The sequence below is a fragment of the Aquipluma nitroreducens genome (genome assembly GCF_009689585.1).
Taxonomy (GTDB): Bacteria; Bacteroidota; Bacteroidia; order Bacteroidales; family Prolixibacteraceae; genus Aquipluma; species Aquipluma nitroreducens.
In genome coordinates this window covers 948,571-969,555 of record NZ_AP018694.1, presented here as the reverse complement: position 1 = coordinate 969,555, position 20,985 = coordinate 948,571, and the positions used below count along the sequence as shown (strand labels likewise).

Genomic DNA, 20,985 nt, shown 5'->3' with positions numbered 1-20,985 from the left:
CTCACTAAAGTAAAATTATTTGTCCTGATTTTGCAACGCTTCTTTTAACTTTTTAAGCTGATCTTTCGGATACTTTTCATTCGGTTTCATGGTGAGCGCTTTGTTGTAATTAAAACGCGCTACGCTGTAGTTTTTGAGTTGAAAAGCCTGATCGCCTTGGTCAACGAGATTTCGGTATTGCTCATTTTCCTGATCTTGAGCATCCTGATCAATAAGTTTTTGAATATCCTTTAGCTTTATTCTCGGGTAATTTTCGTCTCTTTTAATGGATAAAGCTTTGTTATAGTAGAAGCGCGAAATGGCCAGATCTTTATTAAAATAGGCCTCATCGGCTTTAGCTATTATGTCCTGGTATTCTTTTTCATCCTTTTCAGAAAGTAGTGAATTTGTCAGCGCTAAAATTTCATTAATCCGGTCTTTTGGATATTTTTCCCACGATTTGATGTCCAGGGCTTTGTTGTAGAAAAATTTAGCGATTGGATAGTTCTTACTTGAAAAGGAATTGTCGGCCTGGGTTATTGCCTTGTCGTATTCTGAAAGATCCCCAGCTGAAAGTTGCGAATCGATCAGTTTTCGGATCAGGTCGACCTGCTTTTTTGGATATTCTTCAGAAGGTTTAATGTCAGATGCTTTGTAATAATAGAATCGTGCTACAGTATAATCTTTCACGCCAAATAAATCATCAGCTTTTTTGATTGCCTGGTCATAGTCAGTAATCGTATTGTACATCTGGGCTCTCGATTCAGTAGCCTGAGCCGATTCCTGAGGATTGAAGATTGGTTTCTTAACTGACTTGACAGGTTCATTTTCTGGCAGTTTACTAGCATAAGTTTCAACCGGTTTGGCTTCATTCATCAATTTGTCCATTAAAGCCATCTGAGTTTTTGGATACGATTCTTCAGGTTTAATTAGCGAAGCCTGCTGATATTGAAGTTTGGCAATGCTGTATGATTTATCGCGATACGAATTATCGGCTACATTTAAAGCCTGCTGGTATTTTTCGTCGAGTTCGCGTTGTGCGTTAGCCAAACGATCCTTATTACGCTGATCGATCAGTAAATCAATTTCTTTGATCCGTTGTGCTGGTAATTTTTCGTCGGGTTTAATCGACTGTGCCGTCTGAAATTGCATTTTTGCTGAAGAAAGCTGGTCTTCTTTTAACGCTTTCTCTGCCTTTTCCATAGCATCAGAATATGCTTTATTATCGGCTGAATTACTAATGGCTGCGAGATTTGCATCGGCAATTTTCTGATTTACATCCTTCAAGCGATTGGCAGGATAAGTTTCATTGGGTTTTACACTTAATGCTTCGGTATAACCGGTCTTGGCAGTTACCCAGTCAGACGCATCGTAGGCTTTGTCAGCTTTTGCTATTGCATTGGTATAGTTCAGTTCGCGAGCAGCCAGTTGAGATTGTATTTCCTTGATCTGTTTTCCGGGATACTCTTCATCTGCCTTAATTTTAATCGCATTCTGATATTCAGTTAATGCTTCGTTAAGTTTCGAATCAGTAAAATATCCGTCAGCAAGCTTGATCAATCGTTTGTATTCGGCATCCTGTTTAGCCAAAAGTTGCATTTTATCCTGAATGTCGCTGATCAGTTTTTGAATCACAGTTCGTTGATCAGGCTTTATGCTGATGGCATCATTGTATTTCTGGATTGCTTGTTCATAACGACTGTTCTGTTCATGATCTTTTGCAGAAGTCATGGCTAAATCGAATAGCTTGTCTTTCGCTTTTTGAATGGAATCTTGCTGGGCTTTTTGTTCCGCCAGTGATTTTTTCAGTAATTCCTGTGCAATCAAATCATCAATTTTGGCGATTTGATCCCGTGGATATTTTTCGTTGGGTAGGGCAATCAAAGCATCGGAATAATGAACTTTTGCAAGCGTATACAATTTTGCGGCAAATTCTTTATCAGCTGCAGCAACAGCATTATTGTACTGATTTCGGTCTGCTTTTTCTTTTGCCAGTCGCTGTGCTTCTTCCATGGCAGCGAGTTTCGCAGTTTCTTCTTGTTGGGCAAGAAGCGCATCGATTTCGGAAATGCGCATTGGCGGCATCGGCTCGTTCGGTTTCAGGTCATAACCTTTCTGGTATAAATCACGGGCTTCCTTAAGTTTATTTGCCTGAAATGCATTCTGTGCATCTTTAATTAACTGCGCATATTGTTTATCCGTTTCAGCTGCTTTTTGAAGTTCATTTAGCTGTTCGTCAATCTTGGCGATTTGATCTTTAGGATAAACATCCGTTGGTTTTAATGTCAATGCCTTTTGGTACTTTTCTTTTGCCGTAACATAACTTTTGTTTTTCAATTCGTTATCGGCATCGGCGACTAAAGCCTTGTAGTTATCCTCAAATTGTTTTAACCGATTATTCTCGGCTTCAAGATCGGCCTTTTTCTTTTCAATATCTTTCAGTTTTTGTGTGGCGTATTGATCCTCTTTTTTGAATTTCAATGCTTCCTGATAGTTAGTTGTCGCATCGTCAAACTGATTGGTATTAAACGAATTGTCGGCTTTCGCAATTGCAGTTTTGTAATTCTGCTCGTTTTGCTCTTTCAGAAGCTTTGCGATCAAAACCAATTGATCCTGTGGATATTTTTCATCCGATTTTACCAATAATGCTTCATTGTATGACAACTGAGCTGAGGTATATTCCTTGTTGCCAAATTGATTGTCAGCCCGCTGAATTACTTTTTGGTAGGCTTCCAGAGTCGCTTTTATGGCAGCTTCATTACGTTCCTGTTGAGCAATTAAATCGTTGATTTCGCTTATCCTTTTGGGCGGAACAACTTCTGACGGAATTAAATTGTAAGCCTTCATAAAGGCATCTTTTGCCTTTGCCAGATCTTTGTTTTTAAATAAAGATTCACCCTCAGTAACAGCCAGGTCAAATTCACGTTTGGTTTTAGCCTCAGCTTCCTGTTGAGCCAGCAGTTCATCAATTTTTGCCACTTGTCGCTTTGGATAATCCGAGTCGGGTAAATACTGAAGTGCTTCCTGATATTTTTCTTTGGCTTCAGGATATTGTTTGGCGGTTAATTTATTGTTTGCTTCGGTAACCGCTTTGTTGTAGGCTTGGGTATTTCGGGCAAGCTGGGCAAGTTTTGCCTCTGTTTGTCCATATTTATCTTTTGCAGTCGGATCGTTTGGCTTAATGCTTAAAGCAGTCTCATAACCGGTTTTTGCCGTATTGAAATCGTTTTCGCTAAACGATTTATCGGCGTTTGCCATGGCCTGATTAAATGCAAGATTCTGTTTCTCCAGTTCCTGTTTCCGGGCTTCCTCTTCACGACGTCGATTTTCAGCAAGGGTTTCGTCAATTTTCCGGATCTGGTCTTTTGGATAAACCTCATTTGCTTTTATCGCGAGCGCTTTGCGGTATTCAGCCTGGGCATTGCTGTAATCTTTCTTTTCAAGAAGATTGTCGGCTTGAGCAATTACGGCTTTATATTCGCTTTCGATACGTGTTTTTTCTTTTTCAATTCCATCGAGGATGCTTTCAATTTCTTTTATCCTTTTCTGCGGATAGTCTTCGTTTGCCTTTATGGCCAGAGCATCCTTGTACTTATTTATCGATTCAGGATAGGTTTTGGCCGTAAAGAATTGATCAGCCACTTTGATCAATTCGTTGTAAGCCAGTAATTCAGCTTTCGATTTTTCCTCAAGTTGCTTCAGTTCCAATTGAATTTTCTGTATCTCAGCAATTTTCGAAGTGGCATAACTGTCGTTTGGCTTCAGGACAAGAGCAGTGTTGTATGAAGTGAGCGAACCGGAATAGTCTTTCGACCCGAAGCTTTTGTCAGCCTGAGCAATTGCAGCCTGATATTCTTTTTCGATGCGAGCTTTTTCTTTCTCGGCTTTATCGAGAATCGTTTCTATTTCAGTTATCCTTTTTTGCGGATAAGCTTCGGTTGACTTTATAGCCAACGCTTCCTTGTATTTAACTATAGCTTCCGGATAACTTTGTGTAGTAAATAGCTGATCGGCCGCTTTGATTGCATCGTTGTATGCCATTAATTCGGATTTCGCCTTTTCTTTGAGTTGCTTCAGTTCCAATTGTATTTTCTCTATTTCTGCAATTTTTGCAGCCGCATAGTTGTCGTTTGGTTTCAACTCAAGAATGCTATTCAGGGAAATGAGCGATGCCGGATAATCTTTCGTTTGGAAGCTTTTTTCTGCCTTCTTAACCAATGATTGATAAGTGTCTATTTTTTTGAGCTGATCTTTCGGATATGTTTCCGACTTTTTAATTTGAAGAGCTTTGTAGTAGGCCGTAATTGCTTCGTCGAATTGATTGTTGTTAAAATTCTGATCGGCCTGGGTAATTAAATCAGCATATTCTTTTTCAGCCGATTCCTTGTTTTTCAGGCTTTGAATATCCTCAATTCGTTTTTTTACTGGTGTATCTGTTGGTTTTAATTTCAGAGCTTCGGTAAATGAGTTCAATGCTTCATCGAAGTTATTGTCAGCAAATGCCTTTTCTGCTTTGGTTACCCAATTGTTGAAGTCAGCTTCTTTTGATTCGGAGGCTGCAATTTCAGCAAGTTTAGATTTCGGATAAGCTTCAGATTTAATTTTCAGGGCTTCCTGGTATTGTATTTTTGCATTTTGGAAATCGTTTTTGGCTAAAGCCTGATCGGCAAGCTGAATGGCTTGAAGGTATTTCTTGTCGTTTTCAACAGCAACCAGTGCAAGTTCTGTTTCTGCTATTTTGTCTTTGGCGAGCTGGCTGTCGGGCTTTAATCCAAGCGCTTTTTTATACGAGTTTAAGGCTTGGAGATAGTCTTTCTGTTGTGCTAAAGTATTGGCCGTTTGTATGGATTGGTTGAAATCTTTCTCAAGTTGATCAAGCTGTGCCTGTTGTTGCATTTCCTGGGTAATCAAATTGATTTGATCCTGTGGATATTGATTTTCAGGAACCAGTTGTTTTGCCTGGTTATACAGAGTAATTGCTTCGTCGTATTTTTTCGATTTGTAATTTTTGTCGGCATTGGCAATCAGATCTTTAACCTGATTTTGTTTTTCGAGTAAGGCAAGTAGCTGGTCAATTTCGTTGATTCTTCCGTTCGAAAAGACATCGCCCGGCTTATATTGCAATGCTTCTTCGTAAATCGGCCGGGCTTCTTTGTAGCTCTTTTGTTCGAAGAATCCATTGGCCTTGGCAATCGCAGATTTATATTTTTGTTCTAATTCTGCTTTTTGTTTTTCCGTAATCTCAAGCGCTTTTACCAAATCCTGAAGTTCGGCTACACGATCATTCGGATAGGCTTTTTCAGGAAACAGTTTACGCGCTTCCAGATATTTCAATAAAGCCAGTTGATATTCGCCTCGTTGATAATTTGCATCTGCTTCTTTTATTAACTGATCAAAATTTTTCTGTTTCGCGGCTAAGTCCTGAGCATTTTCTTTCGAAATTGAGGCGGCTTCTTTCTGAACCTGATTGGCTTGAGTTTTGGCAGTTGCAATCTGTTCTGTAAATTGTAGATCAGATATATAACTTTCTTTTTCAAAGTTATCAATTTCTTTTCCGTAAAATATTCTTCCTGAAGGTTTTAAGGTGAAACTCTTGTCGATTCCTTCGAACTCTTTTGTTAACTGAACAATCATTGGGAAGGGAGGAAAGTCATTATCCCGTTGCCATACTTCCTGAGGTATTTCGGTCGAAACAATAATGATTTTATTAAAATGTCCGGGATATTTGAAAGTCAAACTAAACTCATTGAAGAATTCGAGTTCGAACCGGAAACGTCCGTTTTTGGGGATGTCGATAGTTGAAGTTTCTTTTCCGTTTTTGGTAACCTCAATTGATCCATTCACGTTACTTTCTGCTTCGGGGATTATTTTTCCGGTTATGACAAAGAATTTTTTGCTTTGCGCCAGCGATGGAAGCTGAATGAAAAGACAAAGAATCATAACCACTCCCAGAACTATCCGACCTATCTTTTGCATATATGTTTAAATTCGATGAAATATTGCTAAAGCCAATTGAATTGTTCAGAACAACTTAATCGCCTCGTAAAAATAACCAAATCAATCAAAAGACAAGCATGAACCCATGTTTATTGCGGAGATCGTGATGAAAATCCGTTTAGTAGTTAACGTTTAAGAATAGATTTTATTGAATTGGAGATATTCGGGTGCATCTGTTTATTTATCGAATATTTTTTTTCAAACAGAGCCGACTTTTTTGCCTGGAATAACTTATTGCACTACAATTTTGCTTTGTATACCTGAGATCGGATTATTTGATCCTGATTGGAATTCCCTTTTTCAACATATTCAGCATTGAGTATGGATGGTAATGCTGTAAAACAATTTTTTTGAGACGAATAGCAAATTTGTTGAATCTGATTTTCCGAATAGTTATTTTCTGAATCCCGTGATCCGGCAAGTAGTTTTACTGTCATCAGGAAATGCGAAAAATTAGAAGCATTATTTATTGCTTTTTCAGGAATTTCGGTATTAACAACGATGGCTTTTGATTGATTGCCTTTTTTACTAAAAATGAGCCGATACTCTGCATTATACTCGAGTTCAAGTCTGAACCGGCCATTCCCTGGTATTTGAGAAGAAACACTCTTCTGATTATTTTTAATTATCAGTACAGAGCTATAGTTTGCGCTATTTAATTCAGCTATAACATTCCCATTAACAACAAAGTAATTACGGTTTTGAGATTGAGAGGAAAGATTTAGACTAACACTTAAAAACAGGATTACTACGAACTTAAGCAGAACTTTTTCAATCATTTTTCAGGAAAATGGTTAATTAAATTTGGTTTTTCTTTTGTAACAATTAAATCTTGAAAACTAGTCTATATTCGGTAAAATCATAAAAGGTAACCCTCTGTTGTGATTTTATATCGTTTTTTATTTATCCATTGGCCTTATTTAAAGGCTACCTTTGTCAAAAACTATATTGTTTGAAATTCAAATCAATTTCTAAATCGGGTAGTATTTTCTTTATTTTTGTCCTAAATAACTTTGTCAGGTGAATTTAGAAAACCTCTTTCGGAAGAAATCCATTTCGCATATTTTAAGTGATGCAGACTCATTGGCTGGAAGCACGGGTGGTATGAAGCGCACACTCCGCGTCTTTGATTTGACAGCTCTGGGTGTAGCCGCAATTATAGGTGCCGGTATTTTCAGTACCATTGGGAATGCGGCGGCCAGCGGCGGCCCTGCAGTTTCGCTGCTTTTTGTTTTTACTGCCATTGCCTGCGGATTGTCAGCCATGTGTTATGCCGAATTTGCCTCGTCGATTCCCATAAGCGGAAGTGCCTATACCTATGCCTATGTGAGTTTTGGTGAACTGATTGCCTGGATTATTGGTTGGGATTTAATCATGGAATATGCCATTGGGAATATCGCTGTGGCGATTTCGTGGTCGGGCTATTTCACCGGATTAATGGATGGACTTGGATTTCATATCCCAAGCTATCTTTCAACTGACTTTTTAACTGCTTCGCGTGGATATCAAGCAGCAGTTGATGCGATGAATGCCGGAACTCCTTTGTCCGGATTAAGTCCTGAAATGGCCGATGCATTTTCGGCCTGGACTAATGCACCTCATATTGGTAATTTCCATTTGGTAGCTGACATTCCGGCTCTTTTTATTGTATTTGTGATTACCTGGATTTGCTATCGTGGAATCCGTGAATCGCGAATTACAAACGACTTTTTTGTTTTGCTGAAGGTTGCCATTTTGCTGCTGGTTGTCGGTGTTGGAGCTTTTTATGTGAAACCCGAAAACTGGAGCCCATTTGCACCCAACGGGCTCGGTGGGGTTTTGAAAGGCGTTTCGGGTGTGTTTTTTGCCTATATTGGGTTTGATGCTATTTCGACAACTGCCGAAGAATGCAAGAACCCAAGACGTGATTTGCCTTTGTCGATGTTTTATGCGCTGCTGATAACCACCATTCTCTATGTGTTAATTAGTTTGGTTTTAACCGGAATGGTTTCGTACAACGAATTGGGCGTTTCCGATCCGATGGCTTATGTATTTACAAAATTGCATCTGACCAAACTTTCCGGAGTAATTGCAGCTGGCGCGGTGATTGCCATGGCGAGTGTTTTGCTGGTTTTTCAGCTTGGGCAGCCACGAATCTGGATGAGCATGAGCCGCGACGGACTTTTGCCTCCCATATTTGCACGACTTCATCCCAAATACCGCACTCCGGGTTTCTCAACGATATTGACAGGTTTTGTAGTGGCCATTCCTTCTCTTTTCCTGAACCTTACTGAAGTAACCGACCTGACCAGTATCGGAACGCTGTTCGCTTTTATTCTCGTTTCAGGAGGAATCCTTGTATTAAATCCGACCGGACAACAAAAGCACGATGGAAAAGGATTTCGGGTTCCGTATGCCGATAGCCGACGTTACTTGTTACCCATTTGGGTGGTGATTTTGTTTGCTGTCTGGAATTCAGGGATCGATATTTCCAGTTTAGGATCTGGTTTTAACTTGTTTGAAGTCGTGAAAAATCATTTTCCTTTCCTGACGTTCTGTATCGTTTCAATTGTTATCACTTATAAGGCTGTAGCGAAAAGATGGTCACTCATTCCGGTGCTTGGGCTGCTTACGAATCTTGGCCTGATGAGCCAACTTGGGGTAACCAATTGGTACCGATTTGGAATCTGGTTAATTGTTGGTCTGTTAATCTATTTCTCTTATGGATCAAAACACAGCCGGATAAAAGAAGAAGATGCATTAAATATGTAAAATTCATAATATTCAGGGTTTCACCTCAAGTGAAACCCTCACTATTATAAATTACGCTCCAATCTCGTGGCTCAGGCAATGTAAAGTTCCTAATCCCCAAACCAGATCAACGGCATTAATCCCGATCACATCGCGGTCAGGGAATAAATCGGTCAGGATTCCAAGTGCTTTGTAGTCATTTTTATCGTTAAACGTGGGCATCAGCACACAGCCATTCGTTACCAGAAAATTCACATAGCTGGCAGGTAAACGCAAATCTTCGAAGTCGAGACGGCCTGGCATTGGCATGGTTACTACATTCAGCTTTTGTCCATCTTCAAGTTTGGCATTCCGGAGTATTTCAAGGTTGGCTTCGAGTTTAAGGTGGTTTGGATCGCTTGTATTCGATTCCTGAACGGCGATTACAGTATTCCGGTTGACAAAGCGACAAATATCGTCCACATGGCCATGCGTGTCGTCGCCTTCAGTGCCTTCGCCTAACCAGATGGTGTTTGTAACGCCCAGGTATTCGCGGAATACATTTTCGTAATCTTCTTTCCTGAAACCTTTGTTGCGAACCTGTTGTTCCGGATCCATGAGGCATTCTTCGGTGGTGATCAGCGTTCCGCAGCCGTTCACATCGATGGAACCACCTTCAAGCACAACAAGTTTGTTTTTATAAATGGCTTGAGTTAATGGAATTCCCAAATGAGCGGCAACTGCCACCGGAATTCCCTGATCCTTTCGGTGGTTTTTGTATTTGGCCCAGCCAGTAAATCCAAACTGTATGGCTTCGCGACCGCCTTCCTGAGTTTTTACAATTGCGGGACCTGAATCGCGCATCCAGTTGCGGTTGGTATCTTTGATGATGTAACTAACCGCAGTTTGATCAACATGTGCCTGTTCGAGCATTATAGCTACTTTTTCGCGCAGTTCATCCGATTGAACAACCAGAATAACGGGTTCGTAGGCAGTCACTTTTTTGATCATTTCCACAAAAGCCCATTTTATAGCGTGGTATTTCCCTGGCCAGTCGCGGCCTTCAGCAGGAAATGATAATAAGGTTGCCTGATGTTTTTCCCATTCAGCAGGGAATCGACGCGATATCGTACTCATAAATGTGTTTTTCTGGATGTGTTATGTGGGCAAAGATAAGATGAATTTCTCCTACTGTTTAGCTATTTGTGTTGTCTGACTAAATTCGTTTATGGTTTTCAGGTCAAATTCGTAATAATCAAGTTTTTTATTCATTTCAATTTCCGTTTTGATGGAATAGTCTGTTATGAGGCTATTAGCAACATCGTAGCTTAGCTGCCCTTTTCCATTCCCTTTACCTGAAAATGAGTTATTCATTATTTTGGGGGTCATTTGGTAGCTTTGATTAAGCTCAAATTGTGCCATATTGTTTTTAATGCTGAGCAGTTTGTAAGTGGTGGTTACCTTTATTTCGATGGTCGAACCTTCCATTGCCATTTCCATCGGACGATCAGTAGAGAACTGGTCTCCGATTTTGAGTCGCTGTTCCGGAAATTTAAATTGCTCGAAAGTAGTTTGAACTGTTTGTAAAAGTTGGGCTTTTTGCTCACTGTTGAGCGTGCCTGAAGTAACAGAGTTGAAGGTTGGCTGTTGATTTCCTGAAATTTCGCCCAGTACAACAGCGCCTTCCGGAATTTCATTTTTCCCGTCGAGACTCATTGTTTTTTTGTACGTCAAACGAACCGGAAAACTTTGGTCTGCTATACTTTTCCCAGTCTCCAATTCGGTGTCGTTTTTCGTTTTTACCTTCGAGATGGTTGGGTTTTTAATGTTCATGCTTTTCAGCTTTCTCATGGCAATGGGTTGTCCCGAATAAGTAATTACAGTTTCAGTACCTCTGATGGTGGATATGCGGTAAGTCTTTTCGGGTTGGTATTGCACTTTAAGGATCAGTCCTTCCGGTTTGGGTGGGGTGCTGCACGAAAACTGTGTTAGCAATAGCAGAATTCCTATTATTTTTTTCATTTATAATGAAAGTGATTGGAGATCTTTAAATGAAAAATCTATTTATTTCCTACAACTACGACCCATGGACGAACTTTCCATTCCGTAATCAATCCGTTTTTCACATACGGATCGTTTTGTGCAAATTCAGTTGCAACTTCCGGGCTGTCACCTTTAAAAATAAGCATCGCACTATCAGCAGGATCATCCAATGCTCCGCCCATAACCAGCGAACCATTTTGATAGGCTTTTTGCGCAAGGTTCAAATGTTCTTCTCTAAACGGAACCCGCTTTTCGACATAGTTGTCAACGGTCGTGTAAAATAGGATATAATAGTACATGCAGTAGTTTGAATTCAGTCTGGTTAATCAATAAACCTTTTGGTAATATCGCCATAGGCATCAATCCGGCGATCGCGCAGGAAAGGCCAGTTGCGGCGGACATCTTCCATCAGGGTGTGATCGATTTCGGCCATGATGATTTCTTCCTTGTCGTGCGAGGCTTCGGCCAGAATTTCGCCTTGCGGACCGGCAATAAACGATGCCCCCCAGAATTCAATTCCTGCCGATGATTCAACGGGTCTCTCGAAGCCCACACGGTTACAGGCCGCCACAAAAATTCCGTTGGCCACTGCATGTCCACGCTGAACTGTGCGCCAGGCATCGTGTTGCTTTTCGCCGTATTGTGCTTTTTCGGAAGGATGCCAGCCAATGGCGGTAGGATAGAAGAGTACTTCGGCGCCTTGCAATGCTGTAATTCGCGCTCCTTCAGGATACCATTGATCCCAGCAAATCAAGGTTCCGATTTTTCCCACTTTGGTATCGAAAGCCTTAAACCCGATATCGCCGGGCGTAAAATAGAATTTTTCGTAGTAACTTGGATCGTCCGGAATGTGCATTTTTCGGTACAGCCCGGCTTCAGACCCGTCGGTATCGATGATGTAGGCTGAGTTGTGGTACAAGCCTGATGCGCGTCTTTCAAAAAACGGAACAATTAAAACGACACCCAGTTCTTTGGCAAGTGAGCTAAATGCCTGGTATGAATCGTTATGGAGTGGCTCAGCCAAATCAAAATAATCATGGTTTTCGCTCTGACAAAAGTAGAACGAACTGTATAATTCGGGTAAACAAACTACATTGGCTCCCTGGCTGGCGGCTTTTCGAATCCATTCCAGACATTTTTTAAAGTTCACTTCCGGAGTGGCATCCAGCGAAATCTGAATCAATGCGATGTTGTAGTTTTTATTCTTCATGGTGTTATTTATATCTGGAGGCAAAAGTAAATAATATTTAGAAATACTTCCTCTTGAATAGATTTCAAGATGCCGACATTTAGAAATTCCATTCGAATATTAAACCAAATATCGAAATGAAAATTATATGTTTATTATCATGTTTGTTTATATCTAATTTTATAGATAGGTTTATTAGTTTTACACAACTTATTTCATAAAAAGCAACTATGAACAAAAATTATCCTCAGCAACTGATTGTGTTGCTTATTTTATTGGTTTGCACAGTGCAAATCAGCTCGGCAACCGACGGATATTTCAGTATTGGATATGGCACGAAAAGTAAAGGAATGGCTGGTGCCGGTGTCGCTTTATTTTCCAATTCGCTTATCGGTGGTAACCCCGCCGGAAATGTTTTTCTTGGGAAACAGATTTCGTTTGGAGTTGGCGCATTTGCACCCATGCGCGAATACACCATTTCTGCGAATACGGAAGGGCAGCCAGGGATTTTTCCACTTACTGAAGGAACTGTGAAAAGTGATAAACCTGTGTTTTTTATTCCTTCAATCGGCGGTAACTGGATGATCAACAAGACCTCCGCAGTTGGTTTTTCGATTTATGGGAATGGAGGTATGAATACAAGTTATCCAACGAAAACGTTTAATAATCCACAAGCGCCGGTAACTAGCCCAACCGGGATTAACCTGTCGCAGTTGTTTTCAGAGATAACCTATTCGATGAAGTTAGGAAAGAATCACAGTTTCGGGATTTCCGCCATTGGAGCTTTTCAAATGTTTGAGGCCAATGGATTGCAGGCATTTATGGGAATGAGTTCTGACCCGCTAAAATTGACTGATAATGGAGTGGATTACAGTTACGGTTATGGTGCAAAAATAGGTTATCTCGGAAAAATAACCCGTGAATTGAGTATCGGGGTTAAATACCAAAGCGAAATATTCATGACCAAGTTTAAAGAATATGCTGGTTTATTTGCCGAACAGGGTGCATTTAATATTCCATCGAATATTACGGTAGGTTTGGCTTATCAATTTTCGAGGGAATTTACACTTGCTCTTGATGCAAAACAGATCAGGTATACCGATGTGAAATCGGTTTCGAACCCACTTACCCTTGATGCTCCTTTAGGCGATGATTCAGGTCCAGGGTTTGCATGGGGAAACCAGCTGGTTTTTAAGCTTGGGATGGAATATACACCTTATCGCAGTGATTGGACCTATCGCGCGGGTGTTTCGCATGCCATGCAACAGTTTCCCGAAAACCAACTCATGTTTAATATCCTTGCTCCGGGAGTATCTCAGAATCATGTGGCTGCCGGTTTTACCCGTAAGTTAAGTAAAAAGGGAAATGGAATAAATTTATCAGCGATGTATTCACCAGCAACATCCCTGTCTGGTCCTAACAGTATGTACACTGCTCAAACGATTGAGCTAAAAATGAGTCAGTTCGAGTTGGAACTGGGCTACACATTCTAGTGCCGTGTCAACGAACTCTTGTCGCAACGTTATGTCGAACGTTCGACTGAGCTCACGTCGAAGGCTTGTTTCGGCATCTCTTCGTTGATGAGACCCTGAAACAAGTTCATGGTGACGAGCCTTCGACAGTAAAACGATGATATGAAACTAGTTTTTTTCGAGTAAAACAATAAGACCAGAAAGTTGATTCATTACTTTCTGGTCTTATTAGTTTATTACACTGCCTTAAAATACTCTTTACTGGCGTTGCAAATTGGGCATTTGTAATCTTCAGGCAAATCTTCGAAAGGAGTTCCGGGCGGGATGCCCATCGATGGGTCGCCTTCTTCCGGATTATAGGTAAATCCGCAGATTACACAAACATAGCTTTGCCCATCAAAAATGTGCTCGTGTTCCGGTTCTTCTTCTTTAATTTCTGTTGGAGATACTACAGGTTCTGCTTCCAGTAAAGATTTCTCGATATAAGTTGGTGAATTCTTTGGCGAATACATTTTGTATTTTTCGCGGTAATATTGGTAGGTCAGCGGCTCTTCATCCGAAATTTCATCCGAATCAAGTACTTCTCCAATAATCAGGTAATGCGATCCGAGATCAATGGATTTCGTTACTTTACAATCGAACCATGCCACTGAGCTGTCGAGAACAATTGGAGCACCGGTTTTGGCCGTGATGGTATTAATTCCGTTGAATTTATCGATGTCGTTCGACGACATAAAACCAAAGTCACCAATGATTTTCATATTCACTTCTTTCTTCAAGACTGAAATCGAAAAAATGCCTGAATCAAGAATGACCTGGGTCGTCTGGTTGTTTTTGTGGCACGAAATGGCAATTTGAGGCGGTTCTGAAGTAACCTGAAACGTAGTATTGGCAATGTATCCGGCTTTTTTACCCTGATGTTCAGAAGCGATCAAATATAAACCGTATGATAATTTGTGGAAAGCTTTAAGTTTCATAATTTTAGTTTGTTGTAGATAACCTTAAAAGTCAAATTTAGTTCATTGTTTTGAACGAATTGATTTTCCTGAATAGAAGCTTTCGTAGGATTTGAAAATTCAGGGCGTCAAACCTAAATCTGAAGCGCGAATAAATAAGATTAATGTTGAAAATGATCATTAATCGTTTTCAACGTTCAGAAATTTTCGGTACTCCGATGGTGATTTTCCAATTATTCCTTTGAACTGGCGGTTGAAATTGGATATGTTGTTGAATCCAGTTTCAAAACAAACAAAAGCAATGGTTTCATTACTGTTTCGAAGCATATTGCATGCGTTGTTGATTCTTAGTTCATTCACAAACTCGGCATATGTTTTTCGCATCTTACTTCGGAAATAACGACAAAACGCTGTAGGATTCATCCCGGCAACTGATGCGACTTCATTCAAAGAGATTTTTTTGTTGAAATTTTCAATTGAATATTGATATACCTTGACCAGTCGTCCATCGAAATTGTGATAAGCGCTTTTTGAGTATCCCTGACTTGCAATTGGAGTGAAGTCGGACTGTCCAAGCAGATTTAATAATTCAATTAGGGTGAAATAGCGAATGAGTCCAGCATCCTTATACATTTTTTGGATTAAGTCGGCAGCTTGAATTTTTATACTCTCCGGAAATTTTAGCCCTCGCGAGGAATTGGCCAATAGTCTGGAAATGGAAGCAAACTCCGGCCTGATTAACTGATTGTCGCTGAAATAGTCGGCTGGAAACTGCAGAATGTAAGCATTAACTCTTAACTCAGGATTTCCGGAATAATATTGTTTGTCGTTGAGGAAAAAGTGAGGAAGCGTACTTCCCAAAAAAACAATATCGCCTGGTCCAAAATCTTCTATAACATCGCCAATAAATTTTTTTCCGGTACTGCGAAGGATGTATGCGAGCTCAAATTCATTGTGGTAGTGGTAAGGTACCGAAAAATGTTCGAAATCGTTATATTTTATAACGAACGAATTACCTGCAAGATAGTTTATAACTTCTTTGAAAGGTTTCATACTTGTTTTCGGTTACGATAGTCTAATAGTATAGGCAAAAATAATATATATGTCTGCAAATCCTATATCACATAGTATTTTTTTTACATCTATATTAGCCTTCGATTTCTGTCATTGATACAATAACAATTTATTAATACTGGAATTAAAATCGGCTACCTTCTAATTTAGAATCTATTTTTCATGTGGAAGATAAATAGATATGAAGTTCTTTATCGGATAGATCATAATAACCAGATCAATCGATTGCATAATGTTATTGAATATTTAAACCTATCAAATTTTAATAGCCAATGGGGTAAACAAAGAGGAATGAAATTTACAGAATAAGCAACGTAAGTGGTTGTGACTGTAGTAATAACGTGTTAAACTAATTAACCAGCTGTTTCTGATTTAAAATCAGTTTTATAGTTTTATATCAAAGGCGGCAAAACAAAAATGACTATGAAAAAAAGACTTAAGAAATTTTTATTTGTAACTAAACTAACACTGTTTTTGACCTGTTTTGCGGGTCTGTTTAATGGGTTTGGTGCGATCCCGGAAAATCTAACTTCCGAGCAGCAAACAAAATCAATTACCGGAACTGTTACTGATGATACAAATCAGGCACTGCCGGGTGCTTCGGTAATTGTTAAAGGTACTACCATTGGTACTATTACTGATATGGACGGAAAGTTCATTTTAAAAGTTCCGGAAAGTTCAAAAACACTTGTTATTTCATTCGTTGGAATGGTTCAACAGGAAATTCAGATTGGAACAAAAACAACTTTTAATGTGTCTCTGGCGCAGGAAACTGTAGGTTTGGAAGAAGTTGTTGCCGTTGGATACGGAACAGTCCGCAAAAAAGACCTGACAGGTTCTGTATCATCGGTTGGCAGTGGAAAATTGGCTGAAAGGTCAAGTTTTAGTGCTGCCCAGGCTATGCAGGGAAAAGCTGCCGGGGTTGTTGTTCAGCAAACGAACTCTGCTCCTGGAGCAGATGCAAAAGTAATGATCCGTGGTAACCGTTCGTTAAAAGCAACCAACGAGCCTTTGTATGTTGTTGACGGAGTTCCATTGGTTATTGGCTTGAGCGAAATTAGCCAATCGGATATTGAATCGATGGACATTTTGAAAGATGCCTCTGCAACAGCTATCTATGGTTCCAGAGGTGCTAACGGTGTTGTAATCATTACAACTAAAAAAGGAAAATCAGGAAAAGCCATTGTGGATTACAATGGCTATTATGGTATCCAGACACAAGCGAAAGTACTTGATCTTTTCAATGGCCCGGAATGGGTTGAATTTTTACGTGAAGCTTATCGCACTACAGGTAAGTATCCGGTTACTGCTCCTACCTATGCCATGGATGTGCAAATGTTACCTGTTGGACAGGAAAACGATTTAGCAGGTATTGCCTTTAAAATTAAGAATGCATACGATACCGATGGTTCGTGGCATCCGGAACGTTTGGTTTCGACCGATTGGATGGGAGAAGTAATGCGTCAGGGAACCGTACAGAATCACGAGATCAGCGTGCGTGGAGGTACTGATAAATTGAAAGTATTGGCTTCTGCTACCTATTATGACGAAGAAGGTTTATTGAAGACACAAAGTTATTCGCGTTATTCAGCTCGTGTTAATTTCGATTGGGATATTTCTGACTACGTTAAGATTGGAGGACAAACCCAATTTTCACATTTCGACCGCAATGACGGACCTAACGTTTATGATGGCGTAAAGAGTCTTTCTCCATTGGCCAATATTCGCAATGCAGACGGTGTTCTGTTTAATCGTCCGGGTAACGATCCCCAGCTTTGGAACCCAGTACTTAATTTGACAGAGGCTGTTGTTAAATTAAGAAAAGATCGTTTCTTAGGAAGCTATTATTTAGAAGCAAAATTACCATTTGACATCAAATACCGTTCAAACTTCGGTTTGGATTTTGGCCCATATCTTAACCAAAGATTTTATGGATCACGCAGTTCTGACCGTCAGGGTGGTTTAGCCCGTGCAGAAAACGGTGGCGATACCCGTACCATGTACACCTGGGAAAACTTGTTGTACTGGAATAAAGTAATTGGTAAACATTCCTTAGGAGCAACTTTTCTACAATCCATCCAACAGGAAAAATATGAATCATCTAACATTAGCGTAGGGAATTTGCCTTATGAAACGCAATTATGGTATAATGTGGGTAGCGCACCAACAATATCGGCTGTTTCAAGTAGTTATACAAAATGGCAGTTAGCCTCTTTTATGGGTCGTTTCAATTACAGCTACAAAGATAAATACCTGTTAACGGCTTCTGCCCGTTATGACGGTTCATCGCGTTTGGCTCCCGGAAATAAATGGGTGATGTTCCCTTCAGCAGCTTTAGCATGGCGTATCAATGAAGAAAGTTTCATGAAAAATATGAATATTTTCAGTAACCTGAAACTTCGTACCGGTTTTGGTATCACCGGTAACTCGGCTATCGATCCTTATAAAACGGCTGGTAACCTTGGGTATGCTCGTTATAACTTCGGTTCAACAAACATGATGGCCTTTTACCAAAATGAAATGCCTAACCCAGGCCTGAAATGGGAAAAAACCAAACAGTACAATGCCGGTTTGGATTTTGGTATCTTAAAAGGACGCATCAATGGAGTAATCGATCTTTATCTTCAGAATACATCTGATTTGTTAATGGACAGACAAGTGCCTGAGGCTTCTGGTTTCAGCAGTGTAGTCTATAACATTGGTAAAACCCGTAATAAAGGTATTGAGGTAACTATCAACACTCAAAATATCCAAAAGACCAATTTTACCTGGAGTACCGACTTCATCTTTGCCCGCAACAAGGAAGAAATTGTTGAACTTTACGGAGGTAAAAATAATGATACCGGAAATGGTTGGTTTATCGGACAGCCACTTTCTGTTTATTATGACTACAAATCATTGGGAATTTGGCAGTTAGGGCAGGAGGCTGAAGCTGCTAAATTTGGATCTGCATTTGTGCCAGGTACCATTCATGTGCAGGATACAAACGCTGATGGTAAGATTACAGCTGACGACCGAGTGATTGTAGGTTCAACACGTCCAAAATTCACTGCCAGTATGACTAACTACTTTACGTATAAGAACTTTGACTTGAACTTCTTCTTGAATGCTTCTTACGGAAATATGTTACAGTTCGACCGTAATATGAGTTTTAACGGACGTTATAATAGTTTGAAAGTGAATTATTGGGCTGTAACTCAATATGATGCAAGTGGAAAGGCTATTGCAAGTAATGGAAGTAACGATGCCCCACGTCCTAACAACGGCATTGAAAACCCTGCCTATAGAAGTTCATTAAACTACTTCAACGCTTCATTTCTTCGTTTAAGCAATGCAACTTTGGGATACAATATTCCTAAGAGTGTCTTGTCAAGGTTGAAAATTTCGAAATTTAGACTATATACAACTGTTCAGAATGCTTTCTGTATTACTAAGTATCCTGGTACCGACCCTGAAAGTGGTGAGAACTTTAATGCTCCAATGCCACGTACAGTCATGTTTGGTATTAATATGAGCTTATAATACAAAGTCATTTTAGAAGCATTTACAACATAAATTATAAAGAATATGAAAAAAATAGCTAAATATATATTCGCAATTTTGTTAATCTTTTCTTTTACAGGATGTGACAACTACCTGAAGGAGGAAATGTATACGAATGTTGGATATGATTATTTCACTACAAAAGTGGGAATGGAAGCTGCGGTTACCGGTGTTTATCAAACAATGAGATGGTATACAGGCGCATACAATCCAACAAATACAGTAACAAACCCAGCATACAACAGTACTGTTGGTGGTAACATGGAAACCTACTTTTGTTTGACTGAATATGGTACCGATCTTACCTGGGAAGGTACTGATGGAGGAAATAAAGATGCTTTCAATAAGTATCTTACTTCATTGAACTCTCAGCAGGATGTCATCAATAAATTCTGGGATAACAATTACCGCGGAATTACCCGTGCGAACACAGCACTGATGTATTTACCAAAGGTTACTGATATGACCGATGCACAAAAGGCTCAGCGCGTTGCTGAATTGAAATTTATGCGTGCATATCTCTATTTTGATTTGGTACAACATTATGGTGCAATTCCATTAGTTACTGAAGGAAATGTTACACAGATCGTAACTGATTTTAAACGTGCACCTGTTGCCGATGTTTACAAACAGATTATTAGTGATTTGAAAGCTGCTTATGCTGTTCTTCCTGATGTTTATCAACAAGCTGAGCGTGGCCGTGCTACTAAATGGTCAGCTTCTCATTTGCTGGCTAAGGTTTATCTGACCCGCATCAGTGCTGAAGCAACAGTTCGTGGTGGAAAGGCAACCGATTTAGATAGCGCTGCTTTTTATTCTGAAGCTGTTATCAATTCAGGCAAATTTGCATTGGAGTCGAACTTCTCAAATGTATTTGAGCAGAACAATCAAAAGGTAACTAAGGAAATTATCTGGGATGTTGAATATACCAAGGATGCTCTTTTTAATGGTGCTGGTAGCTCTACTTCGGATGGTGGTAATCAGTTGCATTTATACTGGGTGACTCAATACGACATCAAACCTGGTATGATCCGTGATATAACCAATGGCCGTCCTTGGAAACGTCTTCGTCCAAGTCCAACAACAATTACAACTTTGTGGGATAGGCAAAACGATTCAAGGGTTTACAAGACATTTAAAAGAACCTTTATTTGCAACAATCCTGCAACAGCAACAACCTGGGCAGCTAAATATTATTACATCAACCCAGCCACCAATGCTGAAGATAAAACTGATGTGATCTATACTACACCAGCCGAATTGGTTGGAAAGCCAAAATTCAAAGCTGGCGATACTTGTATCTATATGTCTCCAAAATCATACGGGGCATTGAGCGATTATTCAACAACAAATCCAAAACAAACTTTATTGGATGCTGCCAAGTATCGTCAAATGTTGATTGATATTGCAAAAGCTCCATACATGTTAATCCCGGTTGACAAATACGACACCAACCTTTTCCCTTGTATGTTAAAATGGTTGGATGATCAACGTCCAGACATTAACTTCCAGGCGGGATCAAGAAACTTCCACCGCATGCGTTTAGCCGAAACCTACCTGATTGCTGCTGAGGCATATGGTCGCAAAGGTGACTTTGTAAATGCAGTGAAATATATCAACGTTATTCGTACTCGTGCTGCTTATGCTGAAGGTGAGACTAAAGCTGCTGAAGTATCCAGAATTGATGGCGCTGCCAAGAATACAACTTCAACTGTAAGCTCTATGTTGGTTACCGAAGCTATGGTAAAAAGCCCTAAGCTTCCTACAGGCGCAGGTTTTGATCCATTTGTTGACTTTATGTTGGAAGAACGTGGTCGTGAACTTTACGGTGAATTTCAGCGTTGGGAAGATTTGGCGCGTACCGGAACTTTGGTAGCCCGTGTTAAACTTTACAATCCGGATGCTAAAGCTAACGTTAAAGATTACCACAAATTACGTCCAATTCCAAGTAACTACATCGATCGTTTATTGCCAAAACCAGCTATTGCTGATGTGCAAAACCCTGGATACTATTAATAGTTAT

12 protein-coding genes are annotated in these 20,985 nt (G+C 39.9%); 4 read left to right on the top strand and 8 right to left on the bottom strand.

Annotation, left to right across the window (positions count from 1 at the left end):
- Positions 1-15 precede the first annotated feature (15 nt).
- Both AQPE_RS03990 and AQPE_RS03985 read right to left on the bottom strand, forming a co-directional pair.
- A complete protein-coding gene (locus tag AQPE_RS03990; RefSeq protein ID WP_318349757.1) occupies positions 16-5,955 on the bottom strand; it encodes a tetratricopeptide repeat protein in 5,940 nt (1,979 codons plus the stop codon).
- A gap of 260 nt (positions 5,956-6,215) precedes the next feature.
- Positions 6,216-6,755, bottom strand: coding sequence for a hypothetical protein (locus tag AQPE_RS03985; RefSeq protein WP_318349756.1), 540 nt, complete (start codon positions 6,753-6,755; stop codon positions 6,216-6,218).
- 241 nt (positions 6,756-6,996) lie between these two features.
- Here AQPE_RS03985 and AQPE_RS03980 point away from each other — a divergent pair, with 241 nt between their 5' ends.
- Positions 6,997-8,727, top strand: coding sequence for an amino acid permease (locus tag AQPE_RS03980; protein ID WP_318349755.1), 1,731 nt, complete (start codon positions 6,997-6,999; stop codon positions 8,725-8,727).
- Between the two features lie 51 nt (positions 8,728-8,778).
- Here the strand turns inward: AQPE_RS03980 and AQPE_RS03975 are convergent, their stop codons facing one another.
- The 4 genes from AQPE_RS03975 to AQPE_RS03960 are packed head-to-tail and all read right to left on the bottom strand — an operon-like array spanning position 8,779 to position 11,938.
- Positions 8,779-9,822 (bottom strand): agmatine deiminase family protein, encoded by a 1,044-nt coding sequence (locus tag AQPE_RS03975; RefSeq protein WP_318349754.1) that lies wholly within the window; start codon positions 9,820-9,822, stop codon positions 8,779-8,781.
- Between the two features lie 51 nt (positions 9,823-9,873).
- Entirely contained in the window at positions 9,874-10,707 is an 834-nt protein-coding gene (locus AQPE_RS03970; protein ID WP_318349753.1) for a hypothetical protein, read from the bottom strand.
- A 38-nt stretch (positions 10,708-10,745) separates the two neighbouring features.
- Entirely contained in the window at positions 10,746-11,027 is a 282-nt protein-coding gene (locus tag AQPE_RS03965) for a YciI-like protein (protein WP_318349752.1), read from the bottom strand.
- Between the two features lie 23 nt (positions 11,028-11,050).
- Positions 11,051-11,938, bottom strand: a complete 888-nt coding sequence (locus tag AQPE_RS03960; RefSeq protein WP_318349751.1) for a carbon-nitrogen hydrolase — start codon at positions 11,936-11,938, stop codon at positions 11,051-11,053.
- Positions 11,939-12,147: 209 nt separating this feature from the next.
- Here AQPE_RS03960 and AQPE_RS03955 point away from each other — a divergent pair, with 209 nt between their 5' ends.
- Complete coding sequence (locus AQPE_RS03955) at positions 12,148-13,410, top strand: OmpP1/FadL family transporter (RefSeq protein WP_318349750.1); 1,263 nt, start codon at positions 12,148-12,150, stop codon at positions 13,408-13,410.
- 215 nt (positions 13,411-13,625) lie between these two features.
- Here AQPE_RS03955 and AQPE_RS03950 read toward each other — a convergent pair whose 3' ends face one another.
- Together AQPE_RS03950 and AQPE_RS03945 are read right to left on the bottom strand one after the other, a co-directional pair.
- A complete protein-coding gene (locus AQPE_RS03950; RefSeq protein WP_318349749.1) occupies positions 13,626-14,366 on the bottom strand; it encodes a flavin reductase in 741 nt (246 codons plus the stop codon).
- Positions 14,367-14,525: 159 nt separating this feature from the next.
- Positions 14,526-15,398 (bottom strand): AraC family transcriptional regulator, encoded by an 873-nt coding sequence (locus AQPE_RS03945; protein ID WP_318349748.1) that lies wholly within the window; start codon positions 15,396-15,398, stop codon positions 14,526-14,528.
- A 444-nt stretch (positions 15,399-15,842) separates the two neighbouring features.
- Between AQPE_RS03945 and AQPE_RS03940 the strand changes: the two genes are divergently transcribed.
- Positions 15,843-18,941 carry a SusC/RagA family TonB-linked outer membrane protein gene (locus tag AQPE_RS03940; RefSeq protein WP_318349747.1) on the top strand — a complete coding sequence of 1,033 codons (3,099 nt, stop codon included), beginning with the start codon at positions 15,843-15,845 and terminating at the stop codon, positions 18,939-18,941.
- A 45-nt stretch (positions 18,942-18,986) separates the two neighbouring features.
- Positions 18,987-20,978, top strand: coding sequence for a RagB/SusD family nutrient uptake outer membrane protein (locus tag AQPE_RS03935; protein WP_318349746.1), 1,992 nt, complete (start codon positions 18,987-18,989; stop codon positions 20,976-20,978).
- Positions 20,979-20,985 lie beyond the last annotated feature (7 nt).